The organism is Cellulophaga tyrosinoxydans (assembly GCF_900176415.1).
Taxonomy (GTDB): Bacteria; Bacteroidota; Bacteroidia; order Flavobacteriales; family Flavobacteriaceae; genus Cellulophaga; species Cellulophaga tyrosinoxydans.
Window position 1 is genome coordinate 350,324 of sequence record NZ_FWXO01000003.1, and the last position, 17,035, is coordinate 367,358.

Below are 17,035 nucleotides of genomic sequence, written 5' to 3' on the forward strand. Positions count from 1 at the left end.
AAAAAAGCATAAAGAACCATTAGGAACACGAAACACTTCTCGATACAAATTATTGCTCCGCTATCGCTCCAAAATAATTCACTCGAAGTGACAACACGTTTTCAAATTAACTGCAATATCAGTGCAAGTGCCGGTTGTGTAACGCATAGAAAAGAGTCCCTAGATTTTATAATCGTATTATATTTTTTGATGCTATATGCCTCCTTTAGTTAATAGCCATGTTCGGAAATTACATTCGCTATTTTATTATGAATACCGTTTACACGTAAAGAATCATTACACAGCGCAACCACGATGTCGAATTCACCACTAATTATATCCTTTAATTTATCTTAAATCTTTATATACCTCAAACTACAAATATTTTTTTGCTTTTAAAAAACGTACCATTTTAGGGTGAATTTCAAATCGCCTAAGTTTTCGTATAGGTTTGGTCTTAGCTCCCATTTTCACTAGGTATTCCACCATTTCAGTATCATTCATTTCCACTGCTGCACAAATAGGGGTTTTATCATATACCAAAGAATTAGAACCCGATTTAATTTCCACATCAGCACCCGCTTCCAGTAGCTTTGCAACTATTTCTCTATTCCCAGTGGCTACTGCAACTTCTAAAATACTTTTGCCTGCACCAGATACCATATTTACTTTTGCGCCCAATGAAATCAGGTAATCTACCATGTGAAAATTTTTATCTTTACAGGCCACCTCCAACGGAAACCTTTCAAATAAAGAGTCGCTATCAGAAAAATTTAGATCGGCACCATGACTCAAAAGGAGCTCCAAGAGTACTAGGTTGTTTCTTAATACGGCTACAGAAAGTGGTGATCCAGAAATATAACAGAAATTGGGTGACACTCCTTTCTCTAAAATCTCTATTACCAACTCTTCATTACCCGATAGACAAGCTATTTCAAGGTCTTTCTGTAGTTGGTTGGGCTCATTTTGCTTGTTCATACTATAACCTTAAAATTTTATTTACGAAACAGAAAATCAAACACATGACTCACAACCTACTCTACAATAATTGCTGTATGAGCCGTTAGTTTGGCATCACTATTTTTATCCCAAATAGTCACATGAAAATTCACAGGATTCTTAAGTCTGCCTTTGTTTATTACTAATTGTGCTCCTACACCTGCTTTAATTTCATCCTCACTAATTGGCCTTCCATTAAAAGCATCCTCCATATTTAAAATTACCGTATCGGCAGCATCAACAACCCTAATTTTAAGTCCTAAGGATACATTTCCATTGGTGGATTTATAACCATAAAGATCTTGAAAATCCATTAATATTTTTTCGTCAAACGCAATTTTACCATTAGTGATGATATTATTTTTAGATAATGACATTAAGTAACCTTCTTTAAAGTCTAGACCTTTTTTTTCTACCTTAATTAACGGATCATGAAGCACATCAAATTTTAATTCTGAACTAAATTTTCCATCTCCTTTTTTATCAGTGATGCTATAATACATAGTATAGTCTTCACCGGAATAAATGGGTCTGGCAAGAATCATATTCCCGGTTAAAGTTTTTAATGAAGCATCAAAACCTGAGTCTGCTTTAAGCAAATCTGGTTCGTACATTATGGTATCTCCTTTTTTAGAAACCAAAACTACTTGCATCATAGGAAAATAAGTGTTATTCTCTGTAACAAATCCATCCATGTTCTCAAAATTGGTAATAATATCTTGTCCGTAATAAAACGCATTATCACTAACTTTTTCATTATTAATAGTTACATAAACATGCTCTGCAGACAAGCCGTCTCCTTTAGTGGTTATTCCTAATATTAAATCTTTACTCGCCGACTTACTAAAATTACAAGAAGTAATTCCAGAAAAAATAATCCCTACTAAAAGTGCCCTTTTACCTAATTTCATAATTAATTTTTTATTTTTCATAATAACTAACATATAACCCAGCCATTTTTTGATAGTAATCGGCATCTTTGGTTACAGATTGCGCAAATTTTTTAAAAAGCACATATATTTTTTGATATTTTTCTTCTGTGGTATTATAGGTATAAGCCCCTGTTAATAAATACTGATTAGCAGCTACCATCCAATCTTCTCCACCTTCTGGTAATTCTAAGCCTTTTTCTAAATAAGGTTCAGATAAAAAATATTTGCCTTGTTGGTTGTACAATAAACCCAACATAATATTTGCCCTGCCGTGGCAATCACAATCCCTAATAGCATCACGATACGCCTCTTCGGATTCTGCTGCGATTTTTTTACCTGCATCTGATAATTCTTTTTCGGTTGCGGTTGCTAATCCAGGTTGTAACACCGCGGTTAAAATGCGACCATAATCAAAAACTCTATTTGGATCATCCGGATTGACCACCACATCATTATACTCTGCATCCAGTTTTTGTAATTGCGATATATCAATTTCATTATGCTCCTTAGCTTCAGCAATCCAGCCATCGAGCGTAGTTTTATCAGTTGGTTTGTATTGCAATTGTGCGTTGGCAAATACGGCAGAGAATAGTGCTAAAAAAAATAATTTTTTAAACATTTTTGCTTTATTTAAATATCATATTGTAAAACTACTACTACTCGAGATACTACAGCTCCCTGTTTTCAGGGAATATTGCTACTATTATCGCCCACTCTTTTCTTCAGGCAATAAATCATTCTTAAATGGATTTTTAATAAACGGATAGGTAAATTGTTTCATGAATCCCTTCGGAAAAGATGCATCTACAAGTCCTGTACCTTCTGGCCATTCATTGCCCGGTAAGTAGTATGTGCCAAATAGTTTGTCTATAAAAGGAAAAACAACAGCAAAGTTATTGCCGTAATGTTCAGGTTCTTTGCAATGGTGCCAATGGTGATATTGTGGTGTGGTGATTACATACTTTAATAATCCAAAATTAAGCCTAGTGTTGGCATGTATAAATACCGCATGAATAGCAATAAAAACTATATATACATTAAAAGTTAGGGTTGAAAAACCTAATATGTATAATGGCAAATAAGACATGCTACGAGTAAAAAATATATCTATAAAATGGGTTCGCGAACCGGCAAGCCAATCCATATTTTCTGTTGAATGATGGATGGAGTGAAAACGCCATAAAAAATAGTGCGAATGAAAAATACGATGTGCCGCATATTGAAATAAATCTGTTACCACCAACGCTATAAAAAGCTCAATTACAAATGGCAAATCATTCACCCACTGTTGAACACCATCTAAATTCATCCAACCAAAAAAAGCAACGGCCGGTTTTTTTGTTAATACCCCAAATAGTTGAATTGCCAAGTGACTAATACCAAAATAAATAAGATCTGTTTTCCACTCCGGATGAAATTTAGATTGCAATTTATTTTTAGGAAAAACCAATTCAATAGGGACAAAAATAAGAACCATTACCAGTAAATCTAATATAAGCCAATCCAAACCCAAACTCCAATTCGTTTTTTCTACTGCTCTACCTTCCACAGTCATACCTCCCAATAGCACCGACAAAGCACCCAGCACTACCCCGACTACGGCATACTTTTTATTCTTGGCTAACAGAATACTCAATAAAGCAAAAAGAAACGTTGAGATAATGCCGCCTAATATTAAGTTTTCTGCCATAGCAGCAGTATACACTTCTCTAAATTCTGGTGTGGTAAATTGCTCTGGAAACTTAAAACACAAGATACTGGCTAATGACGATACCCCAAGAAAAATGGATATTGCACCGCTAATTCTACCTTCTCCAATACGCATTCGGTTATTTTCTGATTTCATATGATTTCTTCGGTTGGTTTATTTGAGTATCAAAGTTGTAAATAGTTCTTTTATTGTCAGGCCAAAACCAAAATGAAAAGGACTTAAAAAAATAGATTTGTAACCCTCTTAAAGGAATTTCCTTTTTATTTTAAAGCAAATCTAAAAGTTGTTGTTTTTTGGTTTGATATTCTGATTCTGAAATTAAATCGTCTTCGAATAACGCTTTCAAATCTTTTAGTTTTGATCTTACATCGTTAGATGGCGTATGGCTTGCTGCGTTACTTTGCTGCATAGTTTTTCCCATTTCCATACCCGCAAACATACCCATACTTGCTCCAGCCATACCTTCGTTTTTGGCAGCATCGCGCATGGCTTTTAGTTTTTGTAATTCAGCAAAATCTACCCCTGCAATATTCGCAGATTTTACATCGGCTTGTACATCACTAATTTCTCCTATTCTTTTATTGGTTTCTGGATCAAAAGAAGAACCTTCGATTCTAAAATCTGTTAATTCAAAACCTAGTTTTTGAAAAATAGCAACAGTTTTTACTTGTGCTTCTGCAGCGATTGTTTCTATATGGCTATCTATTTCGGCATACGAAAATTTAGCATTTGCCAAATATGACGATATAGGTTGGGTTATTCTTGACAGGAATATTTCTTGTAATTGATCTACAAAATAATCTAATTGACCCGCCATTATGTTTACAAAAAACTCTTTGGCATTTGAAATTCGTAAAGAATAATTACCATAAGCTCTGAGCTGCACTGGAAAACCATACACAGGATCTGTATATGTAATAGGAATTCTGGTTCCCCAACGAATATTCAACATTTCAGATGTTCTATAAAACCAAATACCAGTTTTATGCTCACTTTCAAAAGCATTCATAAACTTTTTTAAGGTGGTAAAAAAAGGCTTATTTGCCGTTTCTAAATCATACAACCCTTCTTCTTCAAACACCCCTTCAATTTTGCCTTCATAGGTAAAAATACAACCTTGTCCTGGTTGTAGAATTAATTTAGAAGCATTTTTTAATTCGTCGCCACGATCTATAAATTTGTAAAATAATTGATATTCTTTGGGGTTTTCCCATTGCAATACCGAACGCATTTGATTTTTTAAATTCATAATTCTGCTTTTTTAAAAGTCGATATCCTCGCCTAAATTAGCTGCGTTTTCTTTATAAAACTCGTTCCAATGGTTCGTCCATTTATTGCCAATAGCACTTAGTTCATGAAAGCGTTTGTTATCCTGCTCCGTTCCTGTTCGTTTTGTATACTCATGGTACCAATTGCTATAATGCATCCCCACTTGTGACCAAGTTTGATGATTAAAACCATTCTCCTCAATAATACTAACAGGATCAATTCCATGTTGTGCAGCAATAGATTGTTGCCAGAATATTTTCTGATACGCATCATAATCTGGCACTTTTTCTAAGAGGCTTTTAATATCTGGCACATTAGAAGCAACATCTGCAAATTTACCCACTTTTGGATTGGTAAAAAACCCACTATAAATTGTAGCATTATTCATATCTTCTGTCATTAAATCTCCTAATTTAGAAGTCCAAGCAGAATTGGTTTGTTGCCATACCGGCATTTCTAATCCTAGAACTTTAATAACTTCTTCCTCAGACATTCCTGCTGCTAAATTGCCACAAGCTGCTCCCCAATCTTCAAATGTAACTCCGTTTATACTTTCCATATTTTTTATAATTAATGATTTGTGTTTAATTTCTTTGTATTTGTTCGTAGGAATTAAATTCCTTTTTTTTACGTGCTAAATCTGCCTCTAATCTATCCGCTGCTTCGGCATTTAATTTAATACGCTCATGAAAATATTTCTCCCAATAGGCGTTGTATGTTTTCTTGTAAGCGTCCCAATAGTCTGCTGGTGCCTGACCTCTATAACTACCTATTAACTCTAACGCATTGTTCATAGCATCATATTCTTTTTGCGCCCTTACGGTGGCAATATTATCCACCACACTCCAGCCTAACATTTGAAAATTAATTTCGGGCTCAAAGGTGTTTACAGTATTGCAAAATTTACAGGTTAAGTATTGCGCTCTAAAAATATCTAATCGTACCGCAACTTCTGCATTACATTGTGCGCAATTAATATATTTAGTAGCTTTAAGCATCATATTATCGTAAGAAAGTATTGATAGCTTATATTCTAGATTTCGATTAAACTTAGTATGCACAGCATAAAGTTTTTCATTTAACTCAATTCCCTTATGGTATTCATTGATCCAAAAATCTCCAACAAAACGCATTTCGGGTTGTACTGTGGAATGCCAAGTTTCGTCAATTTTTTTTATCAGATTTCTAAGTTGTGCATCTATACCTTGCATGGACCCCATAACGGTATATAGATTATAATCTGTTGCCTGCAACTGTTCTAAACATGCCGCTTCAGCTTGCTCTAAAGATTCATTAAAGCGATTCTCAATTTTGGTGAGAAAATTATCCCAGCGTTGTATAAGTTCTTCTTTGGTTGGCATCTTTATTTAACTATCGGCATTAATAACTGTATTGGTATTCATAAAAGGAGCCTTGCAATAATCGCAAGTAGCTAAATTACTTTTTTTAGGTCTCGGCGCGCCACAAGATGCACAAGCCAATGCATATGATGATGCTGTTTTCTCTTCAGAAGCATATAACGTGCTTTTGGTATTTTGAGCGTTTGTTGTAATCTTCTTAAATGGATTCGACATGTTATGATTGACTTATATACGCTTAAACTTAGCGCAAGTTAGTTGGATGTTTTTATGTCCCATACCCTGTTTTCAGGTATTTTAAAAAGTAAAACGCATATATCACTACGAATCGTACATTTGGCTCTGCCAATGAAAAGAAAAAGATTATAATAATAAACTTTCAAAAATTATTGAAAGTTTAAAAATATTAAACTATATTTGTCTTATGGAATACAACGAAGCAAAAAATAAGTTTATAAGTACATGGGGCAGTCTAGGTACGCTTTGGGGCATTAATAAGGCCATGGCTCAAATACAAGCTTTGCTTTTTATTTCGACCAAGCCGCTGTCTACCGAAGAAATAATGGAAGAATTGCAAATTTCTAGAGGTAACACCAGTATGAATGTGCGACAGCTTATGGATTGGGGAATTGTTACCAAAGAATTGGTGCCTGGGGAACGCAAAGAATATTTTACTACCGAAAAAGATGTGCAAGAATTGGCACGTGTAATTGCTAAAGAACGGAGCCGAAGAGAAATACAGCCGGTAATAAAAACGCTAAAAGAAGTTTGTTCAATAAAAGATGATGGCACTGAAAAAACTAAAGAGTTAATAAAACAAACAAAAGCTTTACACGATTTAGCTGATACTGCAGATACTATGTTGAATAAATTAGTAAATCAAAATCAGAACTGGTTAACAAAATCTTTATTAAAACTATTTAGCTAAAAAAATTTAAATAATACTTTCAATATTTTCTGAAAGTTCTAAATACACAAGTTGTGAAAAAATCGTATAAGAGTTATAAAATCTTAAATATCCTTGCATTATTCTGTTTACTAGGTGGGCCATGGGGACTACCATTTACTGGCTTACTTCAAATTATAGCAGCGATCTTCTTTTTGATTTCTTTTCCAAAGGATAAATGGATTTATGCATATTTTTTAATAACCGCCTCATATCTTATCATTATTAAAATTTATATCAACTTTTTTGACCTGCGGTTCTTTATTATACCCATTTTGTTAGTTTTTTATTTAACCTATGTTCTTCATTTTAAAAAAGTAAATCATGAATTATAACGTACCCAATTGGTTAATTATACTCGGAGGTATAGGCCAAATATTCACTGCTCTTATTTACCCTTATATTCGTCATCAAGTTTTTGATTGGTATACTGATGTTAAAAAACTCAAGCCATTAAATCAAGAAATTGCAAAAACCTACGGTCGTTATATACAAGGATTAAATTTTTCTTTTGGATTCATCGCAATTCTTTTAACCAACGATTTACAAAACGGAAGTAAACTAGCCATAGCCATTACGGCATTAATTGCTGCGTACTGGACTGGTAAAGTGGCTACGCAAATTGCCTATTATCCCATGTATGAAATTCCTAAAAAAGCCATCTTTAAAATAGGAGGATATTTTATGAATACCTTATTTGTTTTGTTTGCCGTTGTTTTTACGTGGTTACTAATTACCAACGTAATCACCTACTATCAATCTTAAAATTAATTATTATGAATCAAAACCTTCTAGGCTATTTATTATTTGCAATCATAATGGCTTATATAATTATAAAAGTTGGCTATAAATGCTATAAAAATGGAATTGTATTCATAGACACCCTTATTCCTGATGACCCAAAATTTGGTTTGCAAATTAACAGACTTTTACTTGTCGGTTACTACTTAACAAATATTGGATATACGGTGTTTTCCCTTTCACAGTGGGAAAATATTGCCACAACAACAGAGCTTATCGAAGTACTGAGTATTAAATCTGGCATAATTATAATTGGCTTATCAGTACTTCATTACATCAATATAATAAGCTTAACAATTGTATTGAAAAATAGAACAATTAAAATTTAAAATTTTTACATATGAAAACTTCAAAAATTATACTTGGTTATTTTATTTATTTACCTATTGCCTTAGTATTAACCTATTACGTTGCTAAAACTTTATTTAAAAATAGCACTGTATTTATGATTGAAATTTTTAAAGGCAAAGAAGAAATTGCAAATGCAACAAATACATTGTTTAAAGTAGGCTTTTACCTATTAAACATAGGCTTTGCATTACTAATTCTAAAAATAAACGCACATGAAATTAATGAAACCTATCAAAGTTTAATTGAAATATTAAGTAAAAAAATAGGTGGATTTAGCATCTATCTTGGATTTATGCTTTTTTTAAATATGTTTCTATTTTTCAGAGGCAGAAAAAAATCAAAAACTATGCAAGTCCCAACTAATTTGGTGGTTAAGGATTGAACTTACTAGCGTAGGAAAATCAAAGAGCTTGATCGTTTGATACGCTAGCTTATGAATATTTTTACAGCTTTGCTATTAGAAACATATCTGAAATCAACCATGATTTCAGATATGTTTATTCGTTTTTATACGCAAATGATGTATTACTTTTGAGCATTTATATACGCATCATAACCTCCTTCAAGGTTTACAACCGTATACCCTAGAGCATTTAATTTTTCGGCAGCTTTAGCACTTCTGCCGCCAACTTTACAGTAAACATAAACCGTTTTATCTTTGGGAACAGCTGCCTCTATTTTATTTTGAAACGCTGCATCAAACCAATCTATATTTAGCGCATTATGTACATGTCCTGCATTGAATTCATCAGGCGTGCGCACATCTACAAGAACTACATTATCTAGTTCTTTTTGTGATACTTCTGTGATTGATTTTGACTTAGTTTGTGAACAGCTTAAGTTTAAAAAAACCAAAAAAAATGCGAAAATGGAGTACTTCATAAGTATTTTATTATTATGCTAAAATTACAACAATTTGTTCTTAAAAAAATCTCGTAACTTTGAAATCTCTAAATACGTATATGACTTCATATTCATTGCATCCTGATACATGGGTAGACCAATATGCGGATTACCTATTTAATTACGCCGTAACGCGAGTTAGTGATGCCGAAATAGCTAAAGATATTGTACAAGAAACCTTTTTAGCAGGACTCAAATCGGCAAAGAATTTTAAAGGTGATGCGGCAGAACGTACTTGGCTAATTGCCATTCTAAAGCGTAAAGTAATTGATCATTACCGGAAAATAAATTCTAATAAAGGTAAAGCAGAAGTGCGCATGTCTTATAATTCCAGTAGTGATGAAGATGGCGATTGGCTTGAGGAGCAAGTTGCCGACCCGTTTAGCGTACTGGAAAATGATGAAATTGAAAATGAAGAATTAGGGCTAGCTATCCAAAATTGTATCGATAAATTACCCAAAAAACAAGCACGGGTTTTTAAAATGAAAACAATTCAAGGAATTAGTACTGAAGATATTTGTAATGAGTTAGGAATTAATCCGTCAAATTTATGGGTGATGATTCATAGATCTAGAACAGCATTGATGGATTGCCTTAATCAAAATTGGTTTAACGTATGATTTCATGTGATAAAGCAGCGCTTATTTGTGATAAGGCGCAATACAATGAAGCTTCTTTTTTTGACAAAGCAAAGCTTAAGTTGCATATGCTTATTTGTAAAGCTTGCACTACGCATGCGAAAAAAAATGCAACACTTACTTCGCTTTGCAAAGAAGCTAAGCTAAAAAGTCTTACTGAAAACGAAAAGAATGTTATGAAAAAGCAAATCGAAAATCAACTTTAGTAAAAAGTACCAATAAGCACCAAAACTCCCCACCAAAATATCGGTATTGCCTCTACCCAAAACGATGCAAAATACCTTTGCTGATGTTTTTCAGTAAAAAGCATGGTAAAGCCTAGACATAGAAACAATATTCCTTTTCCAATAACTTCTATCGGCTGTAAATCATCTTTTAAAAAAGTTAGGGCAAAAAAAACAGTTGTTCCAAAAGATCCTATTATCCGGGTTGTACTTACGCCAAACCGTTGTGGTAGCGTTTTTAATGCCGGACTATCATAAGCCAAATCACGAATTTCAAAAGGAACCAGTAAAATTAATACGAGCACAAAGCGCTGAATAGTTTCGATAACTACATCCCAAGAAATAACACTATTTATTTGATATACAGGTAATAAAACCGTAGTTCCAGCCCAAACTAGTGCAACAATAAATATTTTTAATCCTCCTAAATTTCTTAGATTTTTGGTATGTGGCAAAACAGGTACTGCATACAATCCGGTCATAAAAATCATAACACAAAGAAAAATCAAGGCATTGTTACTCAAATAAAAAGCATTATACAATGCAATGAATAGGGCAACAATACTAAAAAACTGAATGTTTTTATGATAGCGTGTAGCAACCAAAATATACTTCTCTGCCTCTACTCCATATTTTACAAAATTATAGGCGCTTATGGTTCCAAAAAAAACAAACAAATCTAAATGAATACCCGACGGAATGTTTAACAATATGAAGGTGGCTTCTAAAAGTGCAAGCACCGCGAAAGCAACATGTACGCTGGCATCAATATAAAAATCGTAAAGTTGCTTCATAAACTTCATTAAACAAAAATAACTAAACTGTTTATAACCTTTGTTTTTGGTTAAAAACTTTAGCTTCAGAATGTTTTAAATCACCCATATTGAGATAATTAATCGTTATTTTTGCGTGACTAATTTTAAGAAAACTACGTAATGAAGACAGACGTGTTTGCATCGCGCCATATCGGGATAAGAGAGGAAGATTTACCACATATGTTTAAAACTGTTGGGGTTGAAAATCTACAGCAACTAATTAACGAAACGATACCGGACGATATCCGTTTAAAAAATCCGCTTGCCTTAGACAAGGCTATGAGTGAGAATCAATTTTTAAATCACCTTCAAAAGTTATCGGAGAAAAACAAAGTGTTTTCATCGTACATAGGTTTAGGGTATCATGAAAGTCTTACGCCTTCGGTAATTAAAAGAAACATTCTTGAAAATCCAGGGTGGTATACTGCGTATACTCCATACCAAGCGGAAATTGCACAAGGTAGATTAGAAGCCTTGTTAAATTATCAAACCATGATTTGCGATTTAACCGGAATGGAATTGGCAAACGCATCATTACTTGACGAAAGTACGGCAGCTGCAGAAGCCATGACCATGCTTTTTGAAGTAAGAGAAAGAGACCAGAAAAAAAACGAAGTAATTAAATTCTTTGTTTCTGCAGAAGTACTTCCACAAACCATATCCGTTTTAAAAACGAGAGCTATTCCATTAGGCATTGAGCTTGTGATTGGCAATCATGAAACCTTTGAATTCAGTACAGAATTCTTTGGCGCCATGCTACAATACCCAGGCAAATATGGTCAGGTTTATGACTATGCTGCTTTTGTTGCCAGTGCCAAAGCAAAAGATATAAAAGTAGCCGTTGCTGCAGATATTTTAAGCTTAGTACTTTTAACTCCTCCTGGAGAATTTGGTGCTGATGTTGTTGTAGGAACTACGCAGCGTTTTGGTATTCCGTTAGGTTATGGCGGACCACACGCCGCATTTTTTGCCACTAAAGAAGATTATAAGCGTAGCATTCCTGGCCGAATTATCGGTGTCACCAAAGATACCGATGGCAATCCTGCATTACGTATGGCATTACAGACCAGAGAGCAACATATAAAACGTGATAAAGCAACCTCTAACATTTGTACGGCGCAAGTATTATTGGCGGTAATGGCGGGTATGTATGCTGTGTATCACGGTCCAAAAGGATTAAAATATATTGCAAACAAAGTACATAATTCTGCGGTTACACTAACCGAAGCATTAGAACAATTAGGTCTTTACCAAACCAATACTTCATATTTTGATACTATTACCGTTAAAACAGATGCTGCTGCAGTAAAAGACATTGCTGAACAACATGAAATTAACTTTTTATATAGCGACGATCAATCGGTAACTATTGCTTTAAATGAAGCGACATCAATTGAAAACTTAGAAGAAATTGTTCAAGTATTCGCAAAAGCCTTACATAAAAAAGGTGCTAAAATTGACGAGTTAAAAAGCACCTCAACCATACCAAGTGCATTACAAAGAGCTACACCTTTCTTAGAAAACAAAGTCTTTAATTCGTATCATTCTGAAACTGAAATGATGCGTTATATTAAAAAATTAGAACGTAAAGATTTAGCTTTAAATCATTCTATGATTTCTTTAGGCTCGTGTACCATGAAATTAAATGCAGCCTCTGAAATGTTGCCTTTAAGTTCTGCAAATTGGGGAAATATTCATCCTTTTGCTCCTATTGAGCAAGCAGAAGGCTACCAAATAATGCTAAAAGAATTAGAGCGAAGCTTAAATGTAATAACTGGTTTTGCTGGAACCTCGTTGCAACCAAATTCTGGTGCACAAGGAGAATATGCGGGATTAATGGTGATTAGAGCGTATCACGAATCACGTAACGAAACACATAGAAACATTTGTTTGATACCTGCTTCGGCACACGGTACTAACCCTGCATCGGCTGTTATGGCTGGTATGCAAGTAGTAGTTACTAAAACCGATGAAAGAGGCAATATTGATGTTGCAGATTTAGAAGAGAAAGTCGCTTTACATTCCGAGAATCTTGCTGCTTTAATGGTAACATACCCATCAACCCACGGGGTTTTTGAATCCTCCATAAAACACATTACCAAGCTCATTCATGACAATGGCGGCCAAGTATATATGGACGGTGCCAATATGAATGCCCAAGTAGGACTTACAAATCCTGCAACCATTGGCGCCGATGTTTGTCACTTGAATTTACACAAAACCTTTGCCATCCCTCACGGTGGTGGTGGCCCTGGCGTTGGTCCTATTTGTGTTGCAGAACAACTAGTACCATTTTTACCTGGTAATCCTGTAATAAAAACTGGCGGCGATAAAGCTATTACTGCAATATCTGCAGCACCATGGGGAAGCTCATTAGTCTGTTTAATTTCTTACGGCTATATAAAAATGTTAGGCGAAAAGGGATTAACACGTTCCACTGAAATTGCAATTTTAAATGCTAATTATATAAAACACCGCTTGAGTGGTAATTATGAAGTTTTATATACCGGCGAAAAAGGAAGAGCAGCACATGAAATGATTCTTGATTGCAGACCTTTTAAACAAAATGGCATTGAAGTAACAGATATTGCAAAGCGTTTAATGGATTACGGATTCCATGCGCCTACGGTATCCTTCCCAGTAGCAGGAACGGTGATGATTGAACCAACAGAAAGTGAAGGCTTGGCAGAATTAGATCGTTTTTGCGATGCTATGATTTCCATTAAAAAAGAAATAAATGCAGCATCTGCCAACGAAACAAACAATGTACTGAAGAATGCACCGCATACTTTAAAAATGGTGACTAGCGATACTTGGGATTTTCCTTATAGTCGCGAAAAAGCAGCATTCCCATTAGCCTTTGTATCTGAAAACAAATTCTGGCCTTCGGTTAGACGTGTGGATGATGCGTATGGAGATCGTAATTTAATTTGTACTTGCGCTCCTATTGAAGCGTACATGGAAGCTTAGAAACATCAATAAAATCAATACTTTAAAGCCTTTTCAAAATTTTGAAAAGGCTTTTTTTGTACCCAATATTTAAAGAAATAAATCCTTGAACATCATCTTATTTATTATGCATGCATAATACAATATTCCATTTTTGTTAACTTAGCACTGATTAAACCAAGACCAGCATAATGAAAATCGGAATAACAGGAACAGGTTCATATATCCCATCTGTTTTAACAAAAAATAGCAGCTTTTCTAAACATGAATTTTTGAATGAAGATGGCTCGCCTTTTGCCTATGAAAATGATGTTATTATAGAAAAGTTTAAAGCCATTACCGGTATTGAAGAACGCCGGTATGTAACCAATGATTTAAACACTTCGGACATAGCTTTTCTTGCCGCAGAAAAAGCGATTGCCAATGCTGAAATAGATAAAGAAACCTTAGATTATATCATCTTTGCCCATAATTTTGGCGATGTAAAACATGGTCAATCTCAAGGAGATACCCTGCCCAGTTTAGCCACTAGAGTTAAACATCTTTTAAAAATTAAAAATCCTAAATGTGTAGCTTACGATATTCTTTTTGGTTGCCCAGGATGGATAGAAGGTGTTATCCAAGCCAATGCATTTATTAAAAGTGGTATTGCTAAAAAATGTTTGGTTATTGGTGCAGAAACACTCTCTAGAGTGGTTGATGCTTACGATCGTGATTCTATGATTTATGCCGATGGCGCTGGAGCTACAATTATTGAAGCTTCTGACAAGAATGGTGAAATTCTCGCGCACGCTTCGGCAACTTATGCGTATGATGAAGCTAACTATTTATTCTTTGGCCCATCGTACTCCGAAAAAGATAAAAGTGGCAATAATTATATAAAAATGCATGGCCGTAAAATCTACGAGTTTGCAGTGACCAATGTTCCTGCAGCCATGAAAGAATGCCTTGACAGTAGCGGACTTGCCATAACCGATGTTAAAAAAATATTCATTCACCAAGCCAATGAAAAAATGGACGAGGCTATAGTAAAACGATTCTATAAAGCCTACGGAATGCAAATGCCTGAGGGTATTATGCCTATGAATATTAAGGAGAATGGTAATAGTTCGGTAGCGACTATTCCTACCCTATTTGATATGGTAAAGAACGGAAAATTAGAAAATCACAGTATTACAAAAGGAGATGTTGTTATATTTGCAAGTGTTGGCGCAGGAATGAACATAAACGCCATTATTTACAGACATTAAGAGCATTTTTACATGTACGAAAATAGTTTTCCGAATAAGCGATTTGAGCATACCTTATATTTTCTTCAAAAGCATATAGCCACTTCGCAGCCTATTTTAGATTTAGGCGTTGAGAATCCGTTTTCGAAAATAATGACAGCACACGGCTACCAGATAGAAAACACCAAGGGAGAAGATCTAGACCTTGATTTTTCTACGGTACTATCTTCAAAAGCCGAAGTAGTTACTGCCTTCGAGATTTTTGAGCATTTACTAGCTCCTTTTAATGTATTACGAGAAATAAAAGCTGATAAATTGGTGGCTAGTATTCCCATGCGTTTGTGGTTTTCACCGGCATACCAGAGTAAAACCGACCCATGGGATCGTCATTATCATGAGTTTGAAGATTGGCAGTTTGATTGGCTTTTAGAAAAAGCTGGTTGGAAAATAGTAGACCGTACAAAATTTACCAACCCCGTTAACAAACTAGGGTTTAGACCCTTATTGCGAAAATTTACGCCACGCTACTATTTGGTGTACGCAGAACGCTTGTAAGTTTTATCTTCAATTTATTCAAAGAATTCTTATCTTAGACCTATAGTGTAGGTATACGGAATGCGTATATTCAATTGTTGTGCTGCATTTGACAAAAAAAATGGAAATAGGAAATAAAACGACTAAAATGAATTGGAAGTTTCGAGTAATTTTTGCGCTCGGAACGGGAGTTTCATATACTTTAATGCTTTGGTTGTTTGATTATTTTTTTGATAAGAATTTATATTCAACAGGAAGCTTAATATTTCAAGGTGTTGGTTTTGGAGTATTGTTTGGAATTGGATTTCCATACATTAATCAAAAACTTGCTGAAAAATTTTCAAATAAAATCGGAACGAAAATAAAACCGAATTTAAAAGAAGAAGAAGTAATCGAAATTGAAGGTCCTGCAAACCTATTTCGTGGAATTGAAGGTGTTGGCGGAAAAATTTTCTTGACAAATAAAAAATTGATTTTTAAATCGCATAAAATAAATATTCAAAAAGGTCAAACGGATATTGAATATTCAACAATAAAAGAAATTGTTAAGAGGAAAACCGCAAAACTATTTGACAACGGAATCAGAATAATAACCAACAATGAAAAAGAGTTCGATTTTGTCGTTAATGAAAGAGATTTGTGGTTCGAAAAAATAAATGAACGAAAAAAATAAAAGACGCAGTACAACATTGGCTATAATTAATGGCTAGTCCGCGCCTACTTACGAAAATCCTCGCGGATTTTCAATTTGGTGCGTACCTGTAAAGTTAAGTGCTAAACCACGCAACAAACCATATACAAACATGTTGTAGCCAATTTTGACCAAACAAACATAAATAGTGAAATTCATTACGCAGATAGAACTCTCAAAAACTGATAAAAAAGAAATTCTAAATCTTTGGAATGATGAATATCCAGAAAAACTGAATTATCAAACGCTATCAGAATTTGAAAAGTATCTTGGAAACTTAACTGAGCAATCGCACATTTTAATGAAAAGTGAAAATCAAAGAATTAAAGGTTGGTACTTTGACTTTGTGCGTGAAAATGAAAAGTGGTTCGCAATACTTTTAGATTCAAAGTTCCACGGAAAAGGATTTGGAACAAAACTTCTAAATCTAGGGAAAGAAAATGAAACGGAATTAAATGGCTGGGTTATAGACAAACAAGATTACAAAAGGAAAAATGGAGAATTATACAAATCACCTTTAGATTTCTACCTTAAAAATGGATTTCAGAAATTAGACAACGAAAGATTAGAACTTGAAAAAATAGCTGCTGTAAAAATAAAATGGAAAAAACTTTGCTTATTTTAGAGAAAACGTTTGGTCGTTGCTTCGTTTGCTAGCATCTGATTTTTCTTCGGAAAATCCTCGCATTCAAACATGTTACGTTAC

General features: G+C 34.3%; 21 protein-coding genes. 11 read left to right on the top strand and 10 right to left on the bottom strand.

Going from position 1 to position 17,035, the window contains the following annotated elements; all coding sequences use genetic code 11:
- Positions 1 to 354: 354 nt before the first annotated feature.
- The 8 genes from B8963_RS11185 to B8963_RS11220 all read right to left on the bottom strand — a co-directional run bounded on the left by B8963_RS11185 (position 355) and on the right by B8963_RS11220 (position 6,464).
- Positions 355 to 957: an ankyrin repeat domain-containing protein gene (locus B8963_RS11185; protein WP_084061603.1), complete on the bottom strand. Its 603-nt coding sequence runs from the start codon at positions 955 to 957 to the stop codon at positions 355 to 357.
- Between the two features lie 56 nt (positions 958 to 1,013).
- Positions 1,014 to 1,889: a hypothetical protein gene (locus B8963_RS11190; RefSeq protein WP_143312519.1), complete on the bottom strand. Its 876-nt coding sequence runs from the start codon at positions 1,887 to 1,889 to the stop codon at positions 1,014 to 1,016.
- Positions 1,890 to 1,899: 10 nt separating this feature from the next.
- The gene (locus B8963_RS11195; RefSeq protein WP_084061605.1) at positions 1,900 to 2,529 is read right to left on the bottom strand and encodes a hypothetical protein; all 630 of its coding nucleotides are present in this window, start codon (positions 2,527 to 2,529) and stop codon (positions 1,900 to 1,902) included.
- An 84-nt stretch (positions 2,530 to 2,613) separates the two neighbouring features.
- Positions 2,614 to 3,756 carry a sterol desaturase family protein gene (locus B8963_RS11200; RefSeq protein WP_084061606.1) on the bottom strand — a complete coding sequence of 381 codons (1,143 nt, stop codon included), beginning with the start codon at positions 3,754 to 3,756 and terminating at the stop codon, positions 2,614 to 2,616.
- A gap of 130 nt (positions 3,757 to 3,886) precedes the next feature.
- A complete protein-coding gene (locus B8963_RS11205; protein ID WP_084061607.1) occupies positions 3,887 to 4,870 on the bottom strand; it encodes an SPFH domain-containing protein in 984 nt (327 codons plus the stop codon).
- Between the two features lie 12 nt (positions 4,871 to 4,882).
- Positions 4,883 to 5,449: a hypothetical protein gene (locus tag B8963_RS11210; protein ID WP_084061608.1), complete on the bottom strand. Its 567-nt coding sequence runs from the start codon at positions 5,447 to 5,449 to the stop codon at positions 4,883 to 4,885.
- Between the two features lie 25 nt (positions 5,450 to 5,474).
- Complete coding sequence (locus B8963_RS11215) at positions 5,475 to 6,251, bottom strand: hypothetical protein (protein ID WP_084061609.1); 777 nt, start codon at positions 6,249 to 6,251, stop codon at positions 5,475 to 5,477.
- 6 nt (positions 6,252 to 6,257) lie between these two features.
- Positions 6,258 to 6,464: a hypothetical protein gene (locus tag B8963_RS11220; RefSeq protein ID WP_084061610.1), complete on the bottom strand. Its 207-nt coding sequence runs from the start codon at positions 6,462 to 6,464 to the stop codon at positions 6,258 to 6,260.
- Positions 6,465 to 6,672: 208 nt separating this feature from the next.
- Here B8963_RS11220 and B8963_RS11225 point away from each other — a divergent pair, with 208 nt between their 5' ends.
- The 4 genes from B8963_RS11225 (at position 6,673) to B8963_RS11245 (ending at position 8,728) form a co-directional block, all read left to right on the top strand.
- Positions 6,673 to 7,176 (top strand): GbsR/MarR family transcriptional regulator, encoded by a 504-nt coding sequence (locus B8963_RS11225; protein WP_084061611.1) that lies wholly within the window; start codon positions 6,673 to 6,675, stop codon positions 7,174 to 7,176.
- Between the two features lie 342 nt (positions 7,177 to 7,518).
- Entirely contained in the window at positions 7,519 to 7,959 is a 441-nt protein-coding gene (locus B8963_RS11235; RefSeq protein WP_084061613.1) for a hypothetical protein, read from the top strand.
- 11 nt (positions 7,960 to 7,970) lie between these two features.
- Positions 7,971 to 8,324 (top strand): hypothetical protein, encoded by a 354-nt coding sequence (locus B8963_RS11240; RefSeq protein ID WP_234989654.1) that lies wholly within the window; start codon positions 7,971 to 7,973, stop codon positions 8,322 to 8,324.
- Positions 8,325 to 8,335: 11 nt separating this feature from the next.
- Positions 8,336 to 8,728 (top strand): hypothetical protein, encoded by a 393-nt coding sequence (locus B8963_RS11245; protein ID WP_084061614.1) that lies wholly within the window; start codon positions 8,336 to 8,338, stop codon positions 8,726 to 8,728.
- 143 nt (positions 8,729 to 8,871) lie between these two features.
- Here the strand turns inward: B8963_RS11245 and B8963_RS11250 are convergent, their stop codons facing one another.
- Positions 8,872 to 9,228 (bottom strand): rhodanese-like domain-containing protein, encoded by a 357-nt coding sequence (locus B8963_RS11250; RefSeq protein WP_084061615.1) that lies wholly within the window; start codon positions 9,226 to 9,228, stop codon positions 8,872 to 8,874.
- Positions 9,229 to 9,308: 80 nt separating this feature from the next.
- On the opposite strand from B8963_RS11250, the gene B8963_RS11255 reads away from it, so the two are divergent.
- Both B8963_RS11255 and B8963_RS11260 read left to right on the top strand, forming a co-directional pair.
- A complete protein-coding gene (locus B8963_RS11255; RefSeq protein WP_084061616.1) occupies positions 9,309 to 9,869 on the top strand; it encodes a sigma-70 family RNA polymerase sigma factor in 561 nt (186 codons plus the stop codon).
- Positions 9,866 to 10,093: a hypothetical protein gene (locus B8963_RS11260; protein ID WP_084061617.1), complete on the top strand. Its 228-nt coding sequence runs from the start codon at positions 9,866 to 9,868 to the stop codon at positions 10,091 to 10,093. The genes B8963_RS11255 and B8963_RS11260 overlap by 4 nt, the downstream gene beginning before the upstream one ends.
- On the opposite strand, the gene B8963_RS11265 is transcribed toward B8963_RS11260, so the two are convergent.
- Positions 10,090 to 10,905, bottom strand: a complete 816-nt coding sequence (locus B8963_RS11265; RefSeq protein ID WP_234989655.1) for a UbiA prenyltransferase family protein — start codon at positions 10,903 to 10,905, stop codon at positions 10,090 to 10,092. The two genes, B8963_RS11260 and B8963_RS11265, sit on opposite strands and share 4 nt — an antisense overlap.
- A 141-nt stretch (positions 10,906 to 11,046) precedes the next feature.
- Here B8963_RS11265 and gcvP point away from each other — a divergent pair, with 141 nt between their 5' ends.
- From gcvP to B8963_RS11290, 5 genes are all read left to right on the top strand, one after another.
- Positions 11,047 to 13,896 carry an aminomethyl-transferring glycine dehydrogenase gene (gene gcvP, locus B8963_RS11270; protein ID WP_084061619.1) on the top strand — a complete coding sequence of 950 codons (2,850 nt, stop codon included), beginning with the start codon at positions 11,047 to 11,049 and terminating at the stop codon, positions 13,894 to 13,896.
- A gap of 170 nt (positions 13,897 to 14,066) precedes the next feature.
- Positions 14,067 to 15,125, top strand: a complete 1,059-nt coding sequence (locus tag B8963_RS11275) for a 3-oxoacyl-ACP synthase III family protein (RefSeq protein ID WP_084061620.1) — start codon at positions 14,067 to 14,069, stop codon at positions 15,123 to 15,125.
- Positions 15,126 to 15,137: 12 nt separating this feature from the next.
- Complete coding sequence (locus B8963_RS11280; protein WP_084061621.1) at positions 15,138 to 15,659, top strand: methyltransferase; 522 nt, start codon at positions 15,138 to 15,140, stop codon at positions 15,657 to 15,659.
- Between the two features lie 100 nt (positions 15,660 to 15,759).
- Entirely contained in the window at positions 15,760 to 16,311 is a 552-nt protein-coding gene (locus B8963_RS11285; RefSeq protein ID WP_084061622.1) for a GRAM domain-containing protein, read from the top strand.
- A gap of 166 nt (positions 16,312 to 16,477) precedes the next feature.
- On the top strand, positions 16,478 to 16,954 hold the full coding sequence (locus tag B8963_RS11290; RefSeq protein ID WP_084061623.1) for a GNAT family N-acetyltransferase: 477 nt from the start codon (positions 16,478 to 16,480) through the stop codon (positions 16,952 to 16,954).
- Positions 16,955 to 17,035: the final 81 nt, after the last annotated feature.

Coding starts and splice junctions, on each gene's coding strand:
- B8963_RS11195 (WP_084061605.1), bottom strand. CDS start 2,529: ATGTTTAAAAAATTATTTTTTTTAGCACTATTCTCTGCCGTATTTGCC.
- B8963_RS11255 (WP_084061616.1), top strand. CDS start 9,309: ATGACTTCATATTCATTGCATCCTGATACATGGGTAGACCAATATGCG.
- B8963_RS11265 (WP_234989655.1), bottom strand. CDS start 10,905: ATGAAGCAACTTTACGATTTTTATATTGATGCCAGCGTACATGTTGCT.
- B8963_RS11245 (WP_084061614.1), top strand. CDS start 8,336: ATGAAAACTTCAAAAATTATACTTGGTTATTTTATTTATTTACCTATT.
- gcvP (WP_084061619.1), top strand. CDS start 11,047: ATGAAGACAGACGTGTTTGCATCGCGCCATATCGGGATAAGAGAGGAA.
- B8963_RS11190 (WP_143312519.1), bottom strand. CDS start 1,889: ATGAAATTAGGTAAAAGGGCACTTTTAGTAGGGATTATTTTTTCTGGA.
- B8963_RS11275 (WP_084061620.1), top strand. CDS start 14,067: ATGAAAATCGGAATAACAGGAACAGGTTCATATATCCCATCTGTTTTA.
- B8963_RS11185 (WP_084061603.1), bottom strand. CDS start 957: ATGAACAAGCAAAATGAGCCCAACCAACTACAGAAAGACCTTGAAATA.
- B8963_RS11280 (WP_084061621.1), top strand. CDS start 15,138: ATGTACGAAAATAGTTTTCCGAATAAGCGATTTGAGCATACCTTATAT.
- B8963_RS11200 (WP_084061606.1), bottom strand. CDS start 3,756: ATGAAATCAGAAAATAACCGAATGCGTATTGGAGAAGGTAGAATTAGC.
- B8963_RS11210 (WP_084061608.1), bottom strand. CDS start 5,449: ATGGAAAGTATAAACGGAGTTACATTTGAAGATTGGGGAGCAGCTTGT.
- B8963_RS11285 (WP_084061622.1), top strand. CDS start 15,760: ATGGAAATAGGAAATAAAACGACTAAAATGAATTGGAAGTTTCGAGTA.
- B8963_RS11225 (WP_084061611.1), top strand. CDS start 6,673: ATGGAATACAACGAAGCAAAAAATAAGTTTATAAGTACATGGGGCAGT.
- B8963_RS11240 (WP_234989654.1), top strand. CDS start 7,971: ATGAATCAAAACCTTCTAGGCTATTTATTATTTGCAATCATAATGGCT.
- B8963_RS11260 (WP_084061617.1), top strand. CDS start 9,866: ATGATTTCATGTGATAAAGCAGCGCTTATTTGTGATAAGGCGCAATAC.
- B8963_RS11235 (WP_084061613.1), top strand. CDS start 7,519: ATGAATTATAACGTACCCAATTGGTTAATTATACTCGGAGGTATAGGC.
- B8963_RS11215 (WP_084061609.1), bottom strand. CDS start 6,251: ATGCCAACCAAAGAAGAACTTATACAACGCTGGGATAATTTTCTCACC.
- B8963_RS11220 (WP_084061610.1), bottom strand. CDS start 6,464: ATGTCGAATCCATTTAAGAAGATTACAACAAACGCTCAAAATACCAAA.
- B8963_RS11205 (WP_084061607.1), bottom strand. CDS start 4,870: ATGAATTTAAAAAATCAAATGCGTTCGGTATTGCAATGGGAAAACCCC.
- B8963_RS11250 (WP_084061615.1), bottom strand. CDS start 9,228: ATGAAGTACTCCATTTTCGCATTTTTTTTGGTTTTTTTAAACTTAAGC.